The 20,032-nt window shown below is 42.1% G+C and carries 18 protein-coding genes and 5 tRNA genes; 19 read left to right on the top strand and 4 right to left on the bottom strand.

Translation table 11 applies throughout. The annotated features are described in order from the left end of the window. The first annotated feature begins 78 nt into the window (after positions 1-78). A complete protein-coding gene (locus EJP82_RS10330) occupies positions 79-2,277 on the top strand; it encodes a Tex family protein (RefSeq protein ID WP_425464335.1) in 2,199 nt (732 codons plus the stop codon). Between the two features lie 86 nt (positions 2,278-2,363). Here the strand turns inward: EJP82_RS10330 and cmpA are convergent, their stop codons facing one another. Together cmpA and EJP82_RS10320 are read right to left on the bottom strand one after the other, a co-directional pair. Then, positions 2,364-2,507, bottom strand: coding sequence for a cortex morphogenetic protein CmpA (cmpA, locus tag EJP82_RS10325; protein WP_127191975.1), 144 nt, complete (start codon positions 2,505-2,507; stop codon positions 2,364-2,366). A gap of 119 nt (positions 2,508-2,626) precedes the next feature. Further along, complete coding sequence (locus EJP82_RS10320; RefSeq protein ID WP_127191974.1) at positions 2,627-2,980, bottom strand: hydrolase/acyltransferase; 354 nt, start codon at positions 2,978-2,980, stop codon at positions 2,627-2,629. Between the two features lie 128 nt (positions 2,981-3,108). On the opposite strand from EJP82_RS10320, the gene EJP82_RS10315 reads away from it, so the two are divergent. From EJP82_RS10315 to EJP82_RS10265, 11 genes are all read left to right on the top strand, one after another. Further along, positions 3,109-3,570: a SprT family protein gene (locus EJP82_RS10315; RefSeq protein WP_127191973.1), complete on the top strand. Its 462-nt coding sequence runs from the start codon at positions 3,109-3,111 to the stop codon at positions 3,568-3,570. 80 nt (positions 3,571-3,650) lie between these two features. After that, positions 3,651-3,887: a hypothetical protein gene (locus EJP82_RS10310; protein ID WP_127191972.1), complete on the top strand. Its 237-nt coding sequence runs from the start codon at positions 3,651-3,653 to the stop codon at positions 3,885-3,887. Positions 3,888-3,939: 52 nt separating this feature from the next. Beyond that, positions 3,940-4,015 (top strand) — tRNA-Asn (locus EJP82_RS10305). Between the two features lie 6 nt (positions 4,016-4,021). Beyond that, positions 4,022-4,110, top strand: a tRNA-Ser gene (locus EJP82_RS10300). A gap of 157 nt (positions 4,111-4,267) precedes the next feature. Continuing rightward, positions 4,268-4,342, top strand: a tRNA-Glu gene (locus EJP82_RS10295). Positions 4,343-4,373: 31 nt separating this feature from the next. Continuing rightward, positions 4,374-4,456: transfer RNA gene (locus EJP82_RS10290), tRNA-Leu, on the top strand. 310 nt (positions 4,457-4,766) lie between these two features. Next, a complete protein-coding gene (locus tag EJP82_RS10285) occupies positions 4,767-5,705 on the top strand; it encodes an ABC transporter permease (protein WP_246054049.1) in 939 nt (312 codons plus the stop codon). 33 nt (positions 5,706-5,738) lie between these two features. Next, positions 5,739-6,626 carry a carbohydrate ABC transporter permease gene (locus tag EJP82_RS10280; RefSeq protein ID WP_127192139.1) on the top strand — a complete coding sequence of 296 codons (888 nt, stop codon included), beginning with the start codon at positions 5,739-5,741 and terminating at the stop codon, positions 6,624-6,626. 77 nt (positions 6,627-6,703) lie between these two features. Then, entirely contained in the window at positions 6,704-8,419 is a 1,716-nt protein-coding gene (locus EJP82_RS10275) for an extracellular solute-binding protein (protein WP_127191970.1), read from the top strand. Between the two features lie 76 nt (positions 8,420-8,495). Next, a complete protein-coding gene (locus tag EJP82_RS10270; RefSeq protein WP_127191969.1) occupies positions 8,496-10,067 on the top strand; it encodes a response regulator transcription factor in 1,572 nt (523 codons plus the stop codon). 5 nt (positions 10,068-10,072) lie between these two features. Then, a complete protein-coding gene (locus EJP82_RS10265) occupies positions 10,073-11,815 on the top strand; it encodes a sensor histidine kinase (protein ID WP_127191968.1) in 1,743 nt (580 codons plus the stop codon). 139 nt (positions 11,816-11,954) lie between these two features. Here EJP82_RS10265 and EJP82_RS10260 read toward each other — a convergent pair whose 3' ends face one another. Continuing rightward, positions 11,955-12,635: a PAS domain-containing protein gene (locus EJP82_RS10260; RefSeq protein WP_127192138.1), complete on the bottom strand. Its 681-nt coding sequence runs from the start codon at positions 12,633-12,635 to the stop codon at positions 11,955-11,957. 247 nt (positions 12,636-12,882) lie between these two features. On the opposite strand from EJP82_RS10260, the gene EJP82_RS10255 reads away from it, so the two are divergent. From EJP82_RS10255 to EJP82_RS28350, 6 genes are all read left to right on the top strand, one after another. Then, the gene (locus tag EJP82_RS10255; protein ID WP_425464333.1) at positions 12,883-13,185 is read left to right on the top strand and encodes a helix-turn-helix domain-containing protein; all 303 of its coding nucleotides are present in this window, start codon (positions 12,883-12,885) and stop codon (positions 13,183-13,185) included. A 62-nt stretch (positions 13,186-13,247) separates the two neighbouring features. Next, positions 13,248-13,330: transfer RNA gene (locus tag EJP82_RS10250), tRNA-Leu, on the top strand. A 191-nt stretch (positions 13,331-13,521) separates the two neighbouring features. Further along, positions 13,522-15,240 carry an alkaline phosphatase gene (locus EJP82_RS10245; RefSeq protein ID WP_127191966.1) on the top strand — a complete coding sequence of 573 codons (1,719 nt, stop codon included), beginning with the start codon at positions 13,522-13,524 and terminating at the stop codon, positions 15,238-15,240. 91 nt (positions 15,241-15,331) lie between these two features. Continuing rightward, positions 15,332-16,039 carry an ABC transporter ATP-binding protein gene (locus tag EJP82_RS10240; RefSeq protein ID WP_127191965.1) on the top strand — a complete coding sequence of 236 codons (708 nt, stop codon included), beginning with the start codon at positions 15,332-15,334 and terminating at the stop codon, positions 16,037-16,039. After that, positions 16,011-17,234 (top strand): ABC transporter permease, encoded by a 1,224-nt coding sequence (locus EJP82_RS10235; protein ID WP_127191964.1) that lies wholly within the window; start codon positions 16,011-16,013, stop codon positions 17,232-17,234. The genes EJP82_RS10240 and EJP82_RS10235 overlap by 29 nt, the downstream gene beginning before the upstream one ends. A 13-nt stretch (positions 17,235-17,247) precedes the next feature. Beyond that, positions 17,248-18,108, top strand: coding sequence for a hypothetical protein (locus EJP82_RS28350; protein WP_246054036.1), 861 nt, complete (start codon positions 17,248-17,250; stop codon positions 18,106-18,108). Positions 18,109-18,174: 66 nt separating this feature from the next. On the opposite strand, the gene EJP82_RS10225 is transcribed toward EJP82_RS28350, so the two are convergent. Further along, on the bottom strand, positions 18,175-19,524 hold the full coding sequence (locus EJP82_RS10225; protein WP_127191963.1) for an Nramp family divalent metal transporter: 1,350 nt from the start codon (positions 19,522-19,524) through the stop codon (positions 18,175-18,177). Between the two features lie 226 nt (positions 19,525-19,750). Here EJP82_RS10225 and EJP82_RS10220 point away from each other — a divergent pair, with 226 nt between their 5' ends. Beyond that, complete coding sequence (locus EJP82_RS10220; protein ID WP_127191962.1) at positions 19,751-20,029, top strand: hypothetical protein; 279 nt, start codon at positions 19,751-19,753, stop codon at positions 20,027-20,029. The last annotated feature ends 3 nt before the right edge of the window (positions 20,030-20,032 follow it).

Here is a 20,032-nt window from a genome sequence, read left to right as displayed (position 1 = left end):
TGCTGGAAAAGATGATCAAAGTTTGTGATAATAGGGATAGCGAATTTATCGAATGAAAGAGGGATATCATTGTCACAATTGGATGAGAACGTAGAGACAACAGGCCAGGGGAAACTCACGGCAGAAGTGCTTGAACGGATTACTGTACAAATTTCCAAGGAGCTTGGACTGTCTTTGAAGCAAGTAAGAACGACTGTTGGATTGCTGGATGAAGGGAACACCATTCCGTTTATCGCTCGTTATCGTAAAGAAATGACTGGGGAGTTGGATGAGAATCAACTTCGTGATATCGAGGAACGGGTGCATTATCTTCGTAATTTGGAAGAGCGTAAACGGGAAGTTATTCGTATTATTGCGGAACAAGACAAGTTGACCGTAGAATTAGAGACTGCTATTACTAAAGCGGTGAAGCTTCAAGAGGTCGAAGATTTATACCGGCCTTATCGTCAGAAACGTAAGACACGGGCAAGTGTGGCGAAGGAAAAAGGTTTAGAGCCATTAGCTGAATGGGTGTTGTCACAGCCGAAGCAAGGAGATCCGCTGACCGAAGCCGCTAAGTATGTAAATGCGGAGAAAGCTGTGGAGACGGCAGAGGAAGCTCTGCAGGGGGCAATGGACATTATAGCTGAGCAGGTAGCAGATGAAGCTCCTACCCGGGCATGGGTACGACGGTATACGATGGACCAAGGGATACTAGTCTCTGAGGCGAAATCGCCGGAGGAAGAATCTGTGTATGAAATGTATTACAATTACCGTGAACCTACTAAGAAAATTCCTCCTCACCGTATTCTCGCAATGAACCGGGGGGAACGAGAGAATATTCTCAAGGTAACGTTAGAGGTAGAAGTCGATCCCATACATCGATATATTGCGGGTAGGTTAATCAAAGGTTCCTCTTCAGTTGAAGTTATCTTGCAAACGGTCATCGCTGATGCGTACAAAAGATTAATTGCTCCTTCAATAGAACGGGAAGTCCGGGGGGAATTGACAGAGAAGGCTGAAAATCAGGCGATTTCTATCTTTGCGGGGAATTTACGTAGTCTTTTGTTGCAACCACCTGTGAGGGGGAAAAATGTACTTGGTGTTGACCCGGCGTATCGGACAGGCTGTAAGCTTGCCGTCGTTGATGATACAGGTAAACTGCTAGAGGTAGCTGTTACTTATCCAACCCCACCTCATAATAAGAAGCAAGAAGCTGCAGCCAAGTTTCACGAACTTATTGATAAATATGCAGTAGGACTTATTGTTATCGGTAACGGAACGGCCTCCCGTGAGAGTGAGCAGTTTGTCGCTGAGATAATCGCAGAACGACAAGACAAGGATCTGGCATACCTGATCGTGAATGAAGCTGGGGCGAGTGTATATTCAGCTTCCAAACTGGCACAGGAAGAATTCCCGGATCTCGACGTTGCAGAGCGCAGTGCCGTATCCATTGCACGTAGAATACAGGATCCTTTGGCAGAACTCGTTAAAATTGAACCAAAAGCGATTGGTGTAGGACAATATCAGCATGATGTAACTCAGAAGAACTTAGATGAGAGTTTGAAAACGGTAGTAGAATCGGCTGTTAACCATGTTGGTGTTGACGTTAATACTGCATCTCCTGCACTATTGTCGTACGTATCTGGTGTGAATGCTACTACGGCTAAGAACATTGTGAAATTCCGGGAGGAGAACGGTAAATTTAAGAGCCGGAAGCAATTACAGAAGGTCCCGCGTTTAGGGGCTAAGACATTTGAACAATGTATTGGATTCCTGCGTATTAGTGAGGGGGATTTCCCGCTGGATCGCACGCCAATTCACCCGGAATCATATGACGTGGTAAATCGTCTATTTAAGGAACTGCGAGTGGAGCTGACCCAGCTTGGTACCAAGGAGCTTGCCGCGCAGTTGGCGGCGTTAGAGCCAGAGGAGCTAGCTGTGGAACTCGGGGTCGGCGTACCGACGTTACGTGACATTCTGGACAGCTTACAGCGTCCAGGCCGTGATCCGCGCGAGGAGTTACCACTGCCGATTTTCCGTACGGATGTACTGAAGTTAGAGGATTTGACACCGGGTATGGAGTTACAAGGCACCGTGCGCAATGTAATCGACTTCGGAGCATTTGTTGATATTGGGATTAAGAATGATGGTCTAGTGCATATTTCCCAGCTCAGTAATGGTTTTGTAAAGCATCCGATGGATGTTGTATCGGTTGGAGACAATGTTACTGTGTGGGTGCTGAATGTGGACACAAATAAAGGACGAGTAGGACTGACCATGCGTCAGCCGAAATAGAATCAGTAAAGAAGCCGAACAGCGATTAGCTGCTCGGCTTCTTTGTTTGGTCCAATTACAAGCATAATAAAAACACGAACCCCACCTTAAAGTGGAGTTCGTGTTATGGATTCGGGGTTTATGTCACGGCGGCTATAATAAAAGAACCAACAATCATTAAGCAATCGAATTTGTCGAGAGTCCCGCTTATGGAAGGCGTTCATAATTTGATTGCTAAGCCATTTAGGCAAGAAAGATCTCCTCCTCTGGCATCCCATTTGTACGTTAGCATATGGGCAGAGGCCGTGAAAAGTGCAAGTCTTACACTAAAAGGTGGCTCAAAAAGTTATCTACCTGAGCACGAAGTAAATCAGATAACTCCTTCTTCCTCGTACCATTGTTCCAGCTGAGCCTGTAATGCACGAATTTCCGTTAATAATGAGACGAGTGGGTAATTCTCTTCCTGGATCGCTGAGAATGAAGCCTCAAGTTCATTGATATAATCAAGTCCTCCGGTGATCCGAAGCGTTTCCTGTAACAGGTCAAGTTTATCGCATTCGGCAATTGCGAGGGGTAACGTCGGAATTTGATCAGCCGTTAGTTTCAGAATCTCCTTATTTAGACGAAGATTTAGGGCACTTAATTGATAAGCATAGTCGCTTGGCATCTCTACAAATTGCAAATCCTGATTTTGCTGTAAAATAACATATCTCATTAAAGGCATGGGACAACAGTCTCCTTTTCTATCATTCCTACTTGACAGTGTAGCGTAATGATAAGTTAAAATTCAAGTACATGAGTGAAGGAATTTGGTATGAAAAGCCACAAAGACAACGAGAAGGAGGAATATAAATGGACAATGACGAGCTTCAGGCCTGGGTAGAAGAGATTTCGCTTACTCACTTTGGCATCCCTTTTCGCCATTGTGCCAAGTTTAACTCTCGTTTGCGAACAACAGGTGGGCGGTACTTTATGAAATCACATGATATAGACATCAATCCGCATCAGCTTACGGCCTTTGGTAAGGAGGAAGTGGAGAAGATCATCAAGCATGAACTATGCCATTATCATCTTCACTTAGCGGGGAAAGGCCATCGACATCGGGATCAAGATTTTAAAGTATTGTTAAAAAGAGTGAAGGGGAGCCGTTATTGTCAGTCTATACCGGGTAGTACGGCAAGACGTACGCTTCCTTACCGCTATAAGTTAATCTGCACTAGTTGTGGAATGGAATATCTCCGTAAGCGCCAGATGGACCCTAAACGTTACCGCTGTGGAAAATGTGCGGGGAGTTTGAAGCTGATCAACCTTTAGCCTATTATCTAGTTGTTATGCAGCATTAGATAAATCATCATGTTATACTGATCATGAAGAACATTAAAGGAGTGATTGAATTGGCCACAACCAAAGCTAAGAAACTGCGCCAGAAATTAGCTAGAGAAGGGAAACGAAATCCTGAGTTAAGTCGCAGCCCGTTTGCTACTACTGACATGAGAACTAGGAGAACTAAAACGAAGCTTGAGCAGCTAAGTTGCATCAAACATAGGAACCATGACTCTATTTATGGAGACGATGGTTCTTTTTTATTTTCCGGATCGGGAAGCCCTTTCATTAGTGTGCAGATTTCTTGACTTTGCTATATAAACATGATAAATTAATTTGTATTCTGGTTGTTATTTATATTCCCTGATAGCTCAGTTGGTAGAGCACTCGACTGTTAATCGAGTTGTCACAGGTTCGAGTCCTGTTCGGGGAGCCATATGTTGGAGAGATACCCAAGTGGCTATAAGGGGACCCTCTGCTAAGGGGTTAGACTGCGTAAGCGGTGCGAGGGTTCGAATCCCTCTCTCTCCGTTGAATATTGTAATGAAGCAAGTCGGGTGCAGAAATGCTCCCGACTTGTTTTATTTTTCCACAAAAAAATTAATTCGAAGGTATTGCCATGTCCAACTGTTTTTGCTATACTAATTCTTGCCGTCACAAATAAAAAGACGTAAATAAACACTAATGAGGCCCGTTGGTCAAGCGGTTAAGACACCTCCCTTTCACGGAGGTAACAGGGGTTCGATTCCCCTACGGGTCACCAATTTTATTTCCTCGTAGTTTTAATTTTATGTGCGGTCGTGGTGGAATGGCAGACACGCTACCTTGAGGGGGTAGTGGGTGTATACCCGTGGAGGTTCGAGTCCTCTCGACCGCATCACAAGTGTCAATTCTGGAGCCCTTGCTAAGCAAGGGCTCTTTTATTTTCCATTGAATGATAAAAAGGTCCTAACGTGATTATTTGAGAGAAGCTTATCAATAGTAGAGTATCTTCTGCTGCTGGCAAGCTTCTTTTTTTAGTTATTTTCCAAACTTAAGATGTTCGTTGATTTAGTAAAACAATCGTTAATCACTTGCGTAGAAACCGCATTCAATTTCCTTTAGCATAAAGTTACAAACAATGTGAAGGTGGTGATGAAATGAAAAGTGACGCAACTTCAATGCTGAACGATAAAGGATTAGCTCCTATGCAAAAGTCTAAGAATAACGGGGTATGGGCGCGCTTCTTTCGACAGTGGGATTACCAACTTATGATTCTCCCGTCTATCGCGTTCATTATCGTATTCAGTTACATACCGATGTGGGGTGTCATGATTTCTTTCAAAGATTACAACCTATTTACTGGGTTCAGTGCGAGCCCTTGGGTAGGATTTACGCATTTTAAGATGTTCTTCGAATCTCCTGAGTTCTGGACCATCATGCGCAACACATTAGCCATTAGCTTGCTAAAGCTAGCTTTCGCCTTCCCGGCGCCGATCATTCTGGCATTAATGCTGAATGAGATTCGAAATATGGCATTTAAGAGAGTAGTACAGACCGTAACCTACATCCCACATTTTATTTCCTGGGTTGTTGTCTCGGGTTTAGTATTCTCGATGTTAGCTGCGGATAATGGTCCGGTCAATGATGTTCTTCTACAATTCAATCTAATTAAGGAACCCATCAACTGGCTCTCCATTCCAGAGTACTTCTGGGGAATTCTCGTTTCGGTAGGGGTTTGGAAAGAGATAGGTTTCGGTTCTATCGTTTATTTAGCAGCTATTGCAGGGATCGATCCGGCATTGTATGAAGCAGCAGCAATGGACGGAGCCAATAGAATCAAACAAATCTTTCTCATTACGATTCCTAGCATAACTCCTGTAATTATTATTTTCCTAATCTTAGGTATTGGTAATATCTTAAATGCGGGTTTCGAAGATATCCTCTTAATGACGAAAAACCTGACTAATGGAATCGTCATGCCTTATGCGGAAGTCATCGATACCTATGTATATCAAATGGGAATTATGAACCAGAGGTTCTCATACGCGACGGCGGCAGGACTGTTCAAGTCTATTATCAGTGTAACGTTGTTGTTTATTGCAAACGGCATTGCCCGTAAATTAGGGAAAGCAAGTCTCTGGTAATGTAATCCCATCTCTTAGAATGGAAGCGATATGATGAAACTAAATTTCTCTGACAAGGTGTTACAGGTAATTATTTATTTCGTGCTAATCCTATTGTCTTTTATAACGTTCTATCCATTTTGGAATTCGTTAGTTATGTCCTTTAACGTAGGAAGTGATACGTCACTCGGTGGGGTAACCTTCTGGCCAAGAGCATTTACGCTGGAAAACTATCAGATTGTGTTTAAGGAGAAGCAAATTTTCACTGCATATGGAGTAACAATTGCCCGTACGCTTATCGGAACATTTGTGTCCATGTTCTTCACTTCCTTATTCGCCTACGCTTTATCAAAGAAAGGTATCGTGTTTAAAAAGGGTTACATGATTATATGTATCGTAACCATGTATTTCAGCGGTGGACTCATTCCGTACTTCATACTCGTGTATAATCTTCATCTTTATAATACATTTACGTTCTTGATAATTCACGGTATGGTCAACGTCTACAACATGATTATCTTTAGAACTTTCTTCGCAGAGCTCCCAGATGGGTTGGAAGAATCAGCGCGGATTGATGGATGCTCGAACTTTGGGGTTTTCTTCAAGATTGTACTACCGATCTCTGGTCCAGTTGTAGCTACATTGGGACTTTTTACCGCAGTTGGCTTATGGAACGATTGGTTTACACCGGCGGTATTTATCAGTGATCAGAATCTAATCCCGTTGCAGACGCTTCTGGTACAGATTGTTAACGCTGGTACAACGGCGAGTCTAATTCAGAATTTGAATACCTATGCACAGAGTGCGGTACAGAATTCTGTAACCGTCAAGGCGCTACAAATGGCGACGATGATGGTCGCTACATTACCGATTCTCTTTATTTACCCATTTCTGCAAAAATATTTCGTTAAAGGTGCATTGGTTGGGTCTTTGAAAGAGTAGATTGTGGTTATTCGCGGGGTCAGCATGCGACTTCCGCTGATGACATATATAATGTATTTGAAGAGAGGGGAAAAGACATGAATATGAAGAAAAGTTCGAGCCTGCTAGTGGTTAGTTTACTTACCCTTAGCTTGGTGCTCTCGGCTTGCTCTAACAGTAATAACAATAGTCCAACTGCCTCCCCAGCGGCAAACGCTACAAATGACGCGGCAGCGACCACTGCTCCGGATAACGCTCCGGACCCAGCTGTAGCAGAGGGCGATACCCAAGCGAAGGTAAAACCTGTGGATTTCTCCTTGTTTGTTAACTATGATTGGTATACGGCACCAACTTGGCTTGAACGCCCACATGGCAAATGGATTACTGATAACTTGAAAGTAACTCTGAATCCGATTCAATCTAATGGAGCAGCAACGCAAAAGTTGAACACAATGATTGTATCTAATCAACTACCAGATGTAATTGTAAGTGATAGAGGAAAAGATGTAGACCGTCTTCAAGAGGCTGGCAAACTAGTTGCACTTGATCCTTATCTTGAGAAATATCCAGAATTCGTGAAGACGGTTGGAGAACAAACAATAAATATGCTTCGCAGTAGCGACGGCAAACTCTACCAAATGCCAAACTGGTTCATCAATGGCGAGAATGGTAACGGAAATGCGGCTTATCTCGTAGAGAAGAAGATTTACAAAGCGCTAGGTTCTCCTGCACTTGAAACATGGGATGACCTAGAAGCATATCTGAAATTGGTTAAAGAGAAATATCCGGATATCGTTCCGCTTGATTTCGGCGAGGTTCGTGACGGTGACATTCAAATGCTAGGCATGCTTTTTAGTGGTGCAGCTGATGATATGACACCAGGTTTCATCTCTCCAGCAGCCATGTTTGGTGTTCCGAGTGGTGATTCCTTGGAATCTATCTATAAGAATCAAAGCTTTAAGGACGCAGCAATGTATAGTAGTAAGTTGTTCCGCCAAGGGCTGACATCTAGCGATATGTTCACTCAGACCCGTGATCAAATTCTTGAAAAATTAAAAACAGGTAAAATTGCTGTCTTCGGCGCTTATGATGCGGTAGTTGAGGGAATTGGACGCGAAGCTAACAACTTATTGTCAGCTAAGGATCCAGAAGATGGATATGATGTTATCTGGCCTGTACACAAAGCTGGTGTAGATAAGAACAAAGTATACCCATCAGGATTTAATACACTAGGTTGGAATGTAAACGTGATTACGACCAATGCTAAAGATCCAGAAGCGATTTTCTCGTATATGAACTGGGCATCCAGTCCGCAAGGTCAACAAGTATTGTTCTTTGGGCCTGAAGGTCTCTTCTACGATAAAGTAGAGGACGGCGTACCAATCCCGAACGATGCGTACATTAATCGTGATCTTAAGAAATATGATGAGCTCAAAATTGGTGAATTCAACTGGAATGGTAATACTGCTTATGTTGATGGCACCAAAGCTAAACGCGAATTGTTGCTTCCACAAGAGGCTCAAGATTGGACGACAGTAGGGCAGGCTAATGTCTCGTTCAAAACTTCGAAGGATATTACAGAGTTCTCCAATTTGGAACCATCTCCAACATCGGAAGAAGGTATTATCGTTCAACGTTTGAAAGATCAATATAAGAAACTTATTCCGAAGCTTTTCTTCGCGAAGAGTGATGAAGAAGTTCTTAGTTTGATAGAACAAGCTGACAAAGAGGCAACTAAGTTTGGTTATGACAAGGTGCTGACATGGAAAACGAGTGTGTGGCAAGCGAATCTCCAAAAGCTGAAGGGTCAGTAAAAAAATATATTAAGTGAGTTGTAAGAGAGGGTATACTTAGTGTACCTTCTCTTTCCACATAAAGGAGCGCATGTCTATGTATAGAGCTGTATTGGTAGATGACGAAAAGTATGATCTGGAAGGCTTGCGTCAACTTATTCCATGGAATGATCTGCAGATTGAAGTGGTTTGTAGTGAAAGCAGACCTTTTGCAGCCTTAAGCTATATTGATAATCACTCGATAGACATTCTTGTAACCGATATCAAAATGCCAGTTCTTACAGGTTTGGAGCTGTCAAGAAAGGCACTAGAGAGGAATCCACATCTGAAGACTATCTTCATTAGTGGTTACCAGGACTTTGAATATGCTAAAGAGGCACTCCACCTCAAGGCAGACGGATATCTCTTAAAACCGGTCGATGATGATGAAATTGTGGAACTGCTCAAAAAAGTAGTAAAAGAAATTGAGTTGGAACGAAAAAGTATTCAGGAGCAGTCTCAATTCACGGAAACCTTTGCTTTTATAAAAAAAGATTTTGTGCAGCATTTGCTAGAAGGTAGCATCAATCATGAGACGTTGCCGACCTTCTTGGAACGTTATCCATTGGCATCTCCAACTGGCTTCGCGAGTGCAGTGATCATTGAGTTGGATGATGTATTATGGAAGAACAAACAAGCACCAGATGCTTGGCAAGAGCAATTACGTACAGCTTCAGATTTGATTATTTCCTATATAGAAGAACAAAAGCTAGGTGCGTGGTGCGAGCTATCCACTTCACAGTTTGCTTTTATTTATCAGGACACTCCTGAGCGGTTGGAGGATGCTTTAGCTGATCTGAATCAGCATATACATAGAAATACACAGTTTACCATAACCGCAAGCTATGGGGACCCTGTAGCATTTCCTGAGGAGATTTCCCAATCTTTTATACAAGCCAAAGAACTGATAGGTAACAAAATGTTTCTTGGCAAGAATAGGGTAATTCCCCCTCGACTAGCCAAGCTTCAGATCGTCAAGGATGCCAAAGATTTGAATAGTATTTTAGATGCGATGTTTGTAGCTATTGCGGGATATGATCTCGTTAAAATTTGCGATTGTATGGATGACTTATTTGATAATGTGAGAGGTTTCGAGCATCCAGTGAAAGTATATAGTTTCTCCATTCATATTGCTACCAAACTGGAGGCGCATCTTAGTACGGTCAATGAAACATTCGAAAGCTTACTTGGGTGGGGCTTTGAGCATTTAGACGTTATCCGCGAATTCGAAACGGTAGATGATATTAAATCATGGCTTCGCAAGACATCGTTTGAAATTTCCGAGCGTTTGTTCATGAAAAAACAGAGCAAGAGTCGGCGTCTAATTGAACCCATTGAACAATATATCCATAGCCGACTTGCTGAAGATATCACCTTGAGAGAAATCGCCAATAAGTTCTCTTATTCTCCAAATCATATGGGGTATTTATTTAAGGAGCAGACCGGTGAGAGCTTTAATGAATATTTGGTACGTAATCGGATGGAAAAAGCAAAGGAACTTCTGCTAGAGCCGAAGTATAAAATCTACGAGGTGGCAGATCAGGTCGGTTATAAGAGCTTGGCATATTTCAGTAGGTTATTTCGGGAGCACTATGGGTTTACTCCGGGAGACTATCGAAAGCAGGGTTGATAGTAATGCCAATGAAGAAATCAAATAGCTATATCCCCCTGAGCTATAAATTGTTTATATCTTATTTGTTGATGGTCATGACGCCTGTTATCGTGATTGGGAGCTTCGCTTATGTGTCTTCGGTGAATTCAAGTGAGCAGCATACTCGTAGTAACCTTGAAATTGCTGTCAAACAGATTGGTAACAATGTAGATTATCGTTTGGCGGACGTTATTCGTGGTTCGGAGGATATATATGCGGATCAACCATTATCGGGTATTTTATCAGGATATTATTTGGATTATGAAAAATATACGATCACTTCACAATATATTTTGCCAAAGATAGAATCGGCGGCGAATTTACCGAACATCGATGTTAAGTTATCAGTCTATTTGAGCAATACGAATATAAGTGAGTTTTATTATCTTGATCGGGTTGTTAACCCCGGCGATAGCCGCCAGTATTCGATTTTTCATTTAGATAGAATTTCTAACTCCAAGTGGTATAAAGATATGAATGAGTATATGAATTATGAAACTATAGAGTGGAAGCAAATTGATAGTGACGCTACCAACGCCAGAATTTCGTTATTACGACCTATCATCAATTATCATACGTTATCTCCAATTGGGTTAATGAATTTTAACGTTAAGCTTCAAGATATATTCTACGATGTTGACTTCACCAAACTAGGCAAAGATAGCTTGTTATTTGTCGTGGACGGAAATAATCATCTGTTATATACAAGCTCGCGAAGTGATTCGAAACTTCTACCATTTGCACAAGGCAGTTCAGTTAACCAGCCGGAAGGCTACATGCAAATCAAACAACCCATTTCGAATATGAATGCAAGTATTATCGCCTGGATTCCTAATTCCTCATTTCAGGAGAACTCCCAGAAGGTGCGCAATATTACAATTCTCATCTGCTTAGCAAGTTTGCTTGTACTTACCTTGATCAGTTGGACGATATCGCGATATTTCTCCAAACGGATATTGAAGTTGATTCGATCTCTGAAGACATTTAAGGAAGGGAATTTCCAAAAGCGGATGCCCGTGCAGGGGAAAGATGAATTCTCGCAGATTGGCGAGGCGTTTAACGACATGGCTTCTAATATGGAGAAGCTAATTGACGAGGTTTATTTAAGCAAGCTAGAGAAAAAGGATGTTGAGCTTCAGGTACTTCATTCGCAGATGAATCCTCATTTCCTCTACAATACGTTTTCTTCTATAAGTCGGATGGCGCAGCTGGGAGAAATCGAAAAGATGCATGAGATGGTGCGTGAACTGGCCAAATTCTATCGGCTTTCCTTGAATAAAGGTGAGATGATTATCTCCATTGAAAAAGAACTGCAAATTATTCAATCCTACGTCGATATTCAGAGAATAAAATTCGCGGATAGAGTTATCGTTAATTATGAAGTTTGCGAAGAGACTTTGAAATACGAGACAGTGAAATTTATCCTTCAACCATTTGTGGAAAATATATTGGAGCATGCCTGGTATGATGATGAAATTCATGTGGTCATTCGCTTATTCTTTGAAGGTGATGAGATTTGCATGGAGGTGCAAGACAACGGTATTGGCATGAAAGAAGAATTGATCGAGCAAATATTGACCCTTTCGGAGAAAGGGGTCGGCTATGGAATTCGCAACGTCGATCAGAGGATTAAACTCCAGTTTGGCAAAGCGTATGGGGTGTCCATAACAAGTTCAGTTGGGGAGGGGACAACTGTACGAATCCGTTTCCCTAAATTCAATCGATAATGATTCAATGAAGTAAGCCCCTGTCGGTGACAGGGGCTTACTTGTGCTGCTGCTTGAAAAATGAGCTAAGAAGCATAGAATATTTACAGTATTTCATTGATAAATATGTTACAATCTATCGAGCTCGTACTGAAGAAATTTATGGATTATTTGGATGATCAGGATGTTCGTGACAGAGACAGGTTTTATGGGGATTCTGTTCTGAATTATTTGGGTGGTCAAGGATTGATGAGTACTTAGGATATAGCAAACGGATGCAATCGGGACAAATATCGTGAGTAAACTCAACGCAGGTATGTTGGTTTAAATAATTTTCGATGGGGTTCCATACATTATGATCGTCTTTAATTTTTTTGCAGACGGCACAAATGGGGAGAAGTCCTTCTAGAGTGGATATTTTGGAAATAACTTCTTTTAGCTGTAATTCACTGTTCTTAAATTCTGTGATATCGGAGCATGTAAGAGTGATACCTCTGATCTGTGTCGATCCCTGTTTAGTAAAGGGAATAACTTCAGCTAGAAACCAGGATTTCCCTTGAGGTAAGTCCAAGTAGAATTCTGTTTTGAAGTAAGGATGATCTCCATGCAATATGTTATTAAAGTTTTGTAGGAGATGTTGTAAGAGAGGGTTTGAATTGTGCCTATTGGCAGCGAAGACATGAAGCAGGTTGATCCCTGGTCGATCCCAATCAGGAGACAAACCGTGTTTGGATGCTTGAGTTGCCCAACTCTGATTGACGAGTTGTAGGGTGCCGTCTGGAGCAATGATAGCTATGCTCTGGTTTAATGAATGGACGGCGTCATGCCATACAGAAGACATCTCGATCACGATTAGCGCACTCCTATAGTATAAGATTATAATTGGAAAAAATTATGATATAATATGTATATATAACACGCAAGGTCATAAATTTTATTATATACGTAAGTGCGTTACCTTACAACAGTAGAACAACTTAAATGCGTATTTTCTTGTGCGTTGAAGAAAGGTCGGAATTTCGTTGTCCATTTATGATAGAATCGAAATCTTAATTAAAAACAAGAAAATAACCAAAAAGAAGTTTTGTATGGATCTTGGAATAAGTACGGGGAATTTAGGAGATTGGAAACGTGGGAAATCGACTCCGGGTAGTAATAAACTAATCGATATCGCCATGTATTTTGATGTGAGCTTAGATTGGCTTATGACTGGACATGAACGACAAGTAGAGAAAATCCACGAGCGCCTTGAAGTTTATTTGGTAGATGTTTCATCCATAGATTGGACGGTTAAATTATCTGCCCATGAAAAAGCATTTATTCGTGAGTATATTCATTTTACTCAACATCGAAAAATGTTGAGGAGGAAGAAAGCGGAGAAAGAAAAATAGTTTTTCTTTACATTTGGATTCGCCGTAGGTATAATGTTAAATGTTCGCTTTAGAAACACTACGCGGTCGTGGTGGAATGGCAGACACGCTACCTTGAGGGGGTAGTGGGGGCAACCCCGTGGAGGTTCGAGTCCTCTCGACCGCATCAAATGAACAGCGTCACCGAGAAAATCTCTTGCTATTGCAAGGGATTTTTTTGTTATTTTAATGTAGACTTTTGTAAATGAGAAACTTGACGAATAGTAAAATTTTACCTATAAATAATAATCTGTTAACATCTACCAAATATTCTCCCTCTAAGCTTATCTTAGTTCTTATACAATTGGAGGGAAATAGATGAAGAAGTTATGGAAGGGCTTAGCGGTTAGCGGTCTGGCACTGACAGTCGTGACGGCGGGATCCTTTGCAACATCCAAAGATACGGTCTCGGCAAAAGAAACAAAGAAATCCCAACCGCAAAACTTGATTGTTCTAATCGGTGATGGCATGGGACCAGCTCAGGTATCAGCTACACGTTATTTCCAACAATATGAGAAAAACATTACGCATTTGAACCTGGATCCTTATTATGTTGGTCAAGCGACAACCTTTGCAGATCGCGGAGAAGACGGTGGCACGGTTGTTTCAGGTGTTGTCACTGACTCGGCATCAGCAGGTACCGCTTTTGCTACAGGGCATAAAACTTATAATGCCGGTATCAGTGTATCTAATGAAGATGTCTCGAAACCTTTTGCATCTATAATCGAAGCTGCTGAAGCCAGTGGGAAAGCTACGGGTTTAGTCACAACAGCGCGTATTACCCATGCTACTCCAGCTGTATACGCCTCTCATGTCCGTAGTAGAGACAACGAGAGTGCCATTGCCTCCCAGTACCTGACAAGTGGAGTGGATGTATTGTTCGGTGGTGGAGAATCTTTCTTTGTTACGAAGGAAGAAAAGGGGAAGAGAACAGATAAAAACCTGCTGCCTGAATTTGAAGCTAAAGGTTATACCGTAGTTAAAACGGCGCAGAGTTTAAAAGCTCTATCGTCTAAAAATACGAAGGCGCTCGGTTTATTCGGTAGTTCACATGTTGCTTATGTACCGGATCGGACTGCTGAGACGCCAAGTTTGGCTCAGATGACTTCTAAAGCTCTAGAAATCTTGTCCGCTGACAAGAATGGATTTGTCATGATGATCGAAGGCGGCCGAATTGACCATGCTGGGCATGCTAACGATCTGCCAACGATGGTTCAAGAAACACTTGATTTCGATGCAGCATTTAAGACGGCCATTGATTTCGCTAAGAAGCAAGGAAATACGTCTGTTATTGTTACAGCGGATCATGAGACCGGGGGTCTTTCCCTATCACGGGACAATATTTATGAAATGAACATTGATCTGTGGGATAAACAGAAGCATTCTTCTGAATACCTCATCGGATCTTTAAATGATGCTAAAACATTAGCAGATGTGAAAAAGATCGTTGCTGACAACACGGGAATTAATGATTTAAGCGATGAAGAAGCTCAACTTATTCTAGATGGGGACGGCTCATCCTACAATCGCGAGGGCGGATATAACGCTGTAGTGTCTAAGCGCTTGTTGGTCGGTTGGTCCGGACATGGTCACTCTGCAGTTGATGTTGGGGTTTGGGCATATGGCCCCATTGCTGACAAAGTGAAGGGACAAATCGATAATACGCAGATTGCGAAGGCTGCTGCTGCGGTGATTGGAGTCGATTTAGACAAAGTAACGGCGGCTATGCAAGCAAAATATGTATATCCTAAATTCAAAATCAATCGTGATAAGGAAGTCTTATATCCGGCTAAAGCCTTAACACTAGCACTTAATGGTAAATATCAAGCTAGTAGTAGCATAGCAACGCTTAGTGGTAAAGGAGCAACTATTACCGTAGACCTCGGCGCAAGCACTGCTAAGGTAAATGGTAAGGCGGCATCTTTCACTGTGGAACTGGATAATGGGACATTGTATCTTCCACTGGCTGCCTTCAATCAATTGACGGGTACAACGTTGGAATGGGATTCGTTATCTGAACGTATCCAATTGAAATAAGCTAAGTAAGCCACGATAGGTGGGAGAATAAACAGGAGAAGTCGCTTCTCCTGTTTTTCTGCATTTTGGTTCGCAAAGGAGTGTGGATACTATGTTACATATTCAAGGATTGAAGAAAGGCTTTCAAGTGGCAGGAAAGGACGTTCCAATCCTAAATATCCCGGAATGGACAGTCAGTCAAGGTGAGAAACTCGCAATGATCGGACCGAGTGGTTCGGGGAAAAGCACCTTACTTCATTTGATCAGTGGCATTCTCTCGCCAGATAAAGGTGAAATCATAATGATGGAAATGGCCCTCCATCAAATGAGTGAGTCTGTCAGGGATCGCTTTCGTGCGGAGAATATCGGATATATTTTACAGGACTTTCATCTGATTCCTTCCCTAATGGCTAGGCAGAATGTTGAAATTGTAATGTCAGGTAATCGAAGTAAGACAGAACGGCGGGAACTTATCGACTTCTGGTTTGAGAAGGTTGGTCTGAGTGATCGGAGTCGTCATCTACCATCACAACTGTCCAGGGGGCAGCAGCAGCGTGTAGCAATGATTAGGGCGTTAATTAATGAACCGAAGCTAGTATTGGCTGATGAGCCTACAGGAAGCCTAGATTGGGAGACGGCGGATGAAGTTACGGGGCTACTGCTCGATTTGTGTGCAAGCAAAGATCATACGTTAATCGTGGTCACTCATGATCTCAATATGGCAGATCGTTTTGAAAAATGTGTTCATATTCACGAAATTAACGAATTAAGAAGTGCGAGGAGTCGGTCATATGAGCCTGTTCCATTTATTAGTTCGTAATATTCTTCATCGTAAATTTCTATCTTTGCTGACGTTACTTTCTGTAACAGCGACAGTAGCATTTATCATCATACTCTCGTTATCTAAAGCCAGCGTAGAACAAGGAACAGAGAAGGGTTATGGTCCATTTGATGTCGTGATTGGAGCTGAAGGCAGCGAGACTACACTTGTACTGAATACTTTCTATCACGTTGGATCTCCTACCGGGAATATTCCCGAGGAGACTCTTGAAGTGGTCCTGCAAGATAAAGGTGTGGAGCAGGCCTATGCGATGACAACAGGTGATAACTACAATGGCTATCCTATCGTGGGTATTAATCCGCAGTATTTCATGACTAGGTATGGCGACCGAAAACTAAGTGCAGGAACGCTATATGGACACACTGGTGAAGTGGTCGTTGGGTCGTATGCAGCACGATTACTCCATCTTCAAGTAGGAGACACTTTTTCCGGTGCACATGGATTGGTTAAGGACGCCCTTGATGTAGAACTGGGAGATGATACTGAAGGAGCAGAACACGACGAGCATAATGCTCATCAGAGTTTTCTCTATACAGTCAAGGGGATCCTTCCCGAGCTGAACACCCCAGATGATCGCGCTATGTTTACAACGCTCGACTATGCATGGTTTGTTCATGGTGAGTTGAATGCAGATCGAGAGATTACAGCAATTCTTGTGAAGCCAAAGACCTTACTGGGCGCACATGAGTTACAGAGTAAGCTTGATCAGATGAATAAAATTCAGGCTGTTTATACGAGTAAGGTCGTTGCGGATGTTGTTAATCTCGTAGATCGGGGATCAGAGATTATTGAAATCGTTACTCTGTTATGCGTCATTTTAGCGGCAATATCTATCCTCTTATCCCTTGTTGCAGCTGCGAATGAACGAACTAAAGATGTTGGATTGCTGCGTCTGCTTGGTAAATCAAAGATCTATGTATGGATGACATTGATAGGCGAGGGATTGATCATTACGGTCTCAGGGCTGTTGATAGGTTTACTTGTTGGTCATGTCGGAAGTTATTTTTTGAAAGATCTACTATTCACCTACGGGGGGATTCAAATCAATCCGTTCCTTTGGACTCAAGATCATTTTTATATAGCGGGTGGGACGATTCTGATCGGGTTCGTCGCTTCAATGGGACCGGCATTTAGGGTATATAGAATGGATCCATTAACCCTATTTAAGGCATAAGGAGGTAGTTCTTTTGAATAGGAAAAATGTAGTGTTGTCCATTTTGATGTTTGCAGTACTCCTGCTTCTTCAAGCATGTGGGCAAAATGATATGAAACAAAATGAGGCAGGCTCATTTGGCTTTGCTGCTCAGTCGATCGAGTCCCCTGATACAGACCAGAATAAGCTAAACACTTTAGAAGAGAAGAAGTTGATTGTTGTAGCTGATATGAAGGAAGAGAGTGGAGATAAGGAACAATCACTGCAGAATGAGCAGGAAAAGGTAGATGAGAAAGCAACGGTAGAAGAGAAAGTAACGTTAGTAGAAAAAGTGGAGGTAGAAGGGAAGGGAAATATAGGAAAAACAGCTGACGAAAATATAAAAAAGGATCCGAATAAAAAAAATGACACAAAATCTACAAAAAATGAATTAGTAGCAGATCAGGAGCTCATCGTTAAAGAGGACAATAAACCAGTTATAGTAGAGAGAAAAGTAGCTGAGAAGACTCCTGATGTAGTAAAAAGTGGAATTGAATCTATCGGTTGGTCGCAATTTTTTGATGGGGAGGATCAGACCACTCCTTCAGATCAATTCTGGGACTTGGATGATTCCACAGTAACGATCAAAGGGTTTATGGGGGAGGTGCTATCCTTCGAGAAACATTGGTTCCTATTGATACCACAGCCTGGAGCGGAATGTCCGTTTGATAACGGGGATGAGACCTATTGGAACAAAATAATGATGGTTTTCGTACCGGATGACGTAAAGCTTAGATATAAATCAGAGCCATTACAAATAACAGGACGTCTAGATGTGGGTATTAAAATAGATGAATCAGGCTACAAAACAATGTTCCGGTTATACGATGCTTCTTTTAAAGAAATTAAAGAATAGAAGAATACCCCGATAACAGTTGGTTAGGCTGATAACGGGGTTATTGTAGCGGAGCAATAAAATGATTTATGAAGTTATGGTTTGTACTAGCAGATAGATGTTTAGGATTACGATGACTCCGGCGATGAACCATGCCAAAATGTTCAACCAAGTTTTATTGGCGAATTCTCCCATCTTCGCCTTACTGGATGTAAATTTGACCAAAGGGATGACTGCAAAGGGAAGTTGTAGTGAGAGGATAACCTGGCTGAAAATCAGTAGATCTTGCGTACCACGCTCGCCGTAGATGGCTGTAACGATGACTGCAGGGATGATCGCAATTAATCGGGTAATCAACCGTCTGAGCCATGGTGTAAGCCTGATATTAACAAAGCCTTCCATTACAATCTGACCTGCAAGCGTACCTGTTAGTGTGGAGTTTTGCCCAGAAGCGAGTAAGGCTACGGCAAACAATACGCTAGCAAGTGTAGTTCCGACAATCGGTGTAAGTAAATGATACGCATCCGAGATATCCGCTACTTGCGTTAACCCTGTCTTGTGAAATGCCGCTGCCGAGAGGATCAGAATCGCCGAGTTGATAAATAGGGCAAAGGTTAGCGCAATACTGGAATCCCATGTCGCGTACTTGATCGCCTGCCGCTTCCCAGTAGGGCTCAAATCAAATTGTCTAGTTTGGACGATGGAAGAGTGCAGATATAGATTATGAGGCATAACAGTAGCCCCTAGAATACCAATAGCGATGTAGAGCATTTGCGGATTACTTAAAATTTGTGCACTTGGAATATATCCCAAGGCTACACTGCCGAGATCAGGTTTGGTGAGAAATAAATCAATACCGAAGCAAATGCCAATCGTAGCAATGAGCACTACAACAAAAATCTCCAGCGAACGAAATCCCTTATTTTGTAATAGTAGAATGAGTAATACATCAACGGCGGTAATCATAACCCCATATATGATCGGGAGACCAAATAGTAAATTTAAGGCTATTGCTGCGCCAATGACTTCCGCAAGGTCAGTTGCGGCAATGGCCAATTCGCAGAGTAACCATAGTGCAATGACGGTTGGTTTGGAATAATTGTCTCGACAAGCCTGTGCCAAATCTTTTCCGGTTACGATCCCAAGTTTACCTGAGAGTGCCTGTAGTACAACTGCCATAAGGTTGGATATTAGAACGACAGATAATAAAGTATAGCCGAAGCGTGATCCACCTTCTATATCAGTAGCCCAGTTACCAGGATCCATATAACCGACCGCTACCATATAACCAGGACCGGCAAACGCGAGAAATTTTCTGAACCATGAACCGTTGGTAGGGATCCGCATTGAACGGTGAGCTTCCGGTAGGGAGGGTTGCTCGCCATTCATTCTCCACCCTTTTTGAGGAGTTTCAGTAGTATCTTGATTGTTTTTCATACTATCACCCTTATTCGAAGAAGAATAAAATTTGATTTAATTTATATTGTACACCCGCAAGATTCTTTGTCTAGGGAAACTTTTTCGTGAAAACGAGTGCTTTAATGTTAGAAAGTTATGATTTTTATGAATTGTCATGTGCTTCCAAGTTGACATAGGACTGAAAATTAATTAATATGTCTAAGTACTAAAACACGATTGAAATTTGATAATACGGGTGATGACCATGTCTTACAGACCAAGTGTTGAGAACGTGACCAAAGCCGGAAGCAACGAGAAAGACGGATTGTACGAGTTTGTCGTTAAAATGGTTGATGGCACGGCATGCCGTGTATTCTACAGCCGTTATCCGGAATGGCGGCTTACCAACATTAGCCGTCTGCAACAGTCTCCTTGTCCTATCTGCCGCAAAGATTTTATCTGCAAATGCATGGACAATTTTTCGGGAGTAATCGCTAGCCAAATGCATGAGGGACAATGGTTCGACAAAGCATTGGCCGAATAAGCA

The organism is Paenibacillus anaericanus (assembly GCF_003994475.1).
In the GTDB taxonomy this organism is placed as follows: domain Bacteria; phylum Bacillota; class Bacilli; order Paenibacillales; family Paenibacillaceae; genus Fontibacillus; species Fontibacillus anaericanus.
The sequence above is the reverse complement of the archived record's forward strand: the minus strand, read 5'-3'. Positions and strand labels throughout refer to the sequence as shown.

What these genes read in the sequence shown, in the direction of transcription:
- EJP82_RS10320 (WP_127191974.1), bottom strand. Translation starts at nt 2,980, where the DNA reads ATGCCTTTAATGAGATATGTTATTTTACAGCAAAATCAGGATTTGCAA.
- EJP82_RS10315 (WP_127191973.1), top strand. Translation starts at nt 3,109, where the DNA reads ATGGACAATGACGAGCTTCAGGCCTGGGTAGAAGAGATTTCGCTTACT.
- EJP82_RS10285 (WP_246054049.1), top strand. Translation starts at nt 4,767, where the DNA reads ATGCAAAAGTCTAAGAATAACGGGGTATGGGCGCGCTTCTTTCGACAG.
- EJP82_RS10280 (WP_127192139.1), top strand. Translation starts at nt 5,739, where the DNA reads ATGAAACTAAATTTCTCTGACAAGGTGTTACAGGTAATTATTTATTTC.
- EJP82_RS10275 (WP_127191970.1), top strand. Translation starts at nt 6,704, where the DNA reads ATGAATATGAAGAAAAGTTCGAGCCTGCTAGTGGTTAGTTTACTTACC.
- EJP82_RS10270 (WP_127191969.1), top strand. Translation starts at nt 8,496, where the DNA reads ATGTATAGAGCTGTATTGGTAGATGACGAAAAGTATGATCTGGAAGGC.
- EJP82_RS10265 (WP_127191968.1), top strand. Translation starts at nt 10,073, where the DNA reads ATGCCAATGAAGAAATCAAATAGCTATATCCCCCTGAGCTATAAATTG.
- EJP82_RS10260 (WP_127192138.1), bottom strand. Translation starts at nt 12,635, where the DNA reads ATGTCTTCTGTATGGCATGACGCCGTCCATTCATTAAACCAGAGCATA.
- EJP82_RS10255 (WP_425464333.1), top strand. Translation starts at nt 12,883, where the DNA reads ATGGATCTTGGAATAAGTACGGGGAATTTAGGAGATTGGAAACGTGGG.
- EJP82_RS10245 (WP_127191966.1), top strand. Translation starts at nt 13,522, where the DNA reads ATGAAGAAGTTATGGAAGGGCTTAGCGGTTAGCGGTCTGGCACTGACA.
- EJP82_RS10240 (WP_127191965.1), top strand. Translation starts at nt 15,332, where the DNA reads ATGTTACATATTCAAGGATTGAAGAAAGGCTTTCAAGTGGCAGGAAAG.
- EJP82_RS10235 (WP_127191964.1), top strand. Translation starts at nt 16,011, where the DNA reads ATGAGCCTGTTCCATTTATTAGTTCGTAATATTCTTCATCGTAAATTT.
- EJP82_RS10225 (WP_127191963.1), bottom strand. Translation starts at nt 19,524, where the DNA reads ATGAAAAACAATCAAGATACTACTGAAACTCCTCAAAAAGGGTGGAGA.
- EJP82_RS10220 (WP_127191962.1), top strand. Translation starts at nt 19,751, where the DNA reads ATGTCTTACAGACCAAGTGTTGAGAACGTGACCAAAGCCGGAAGCAAC.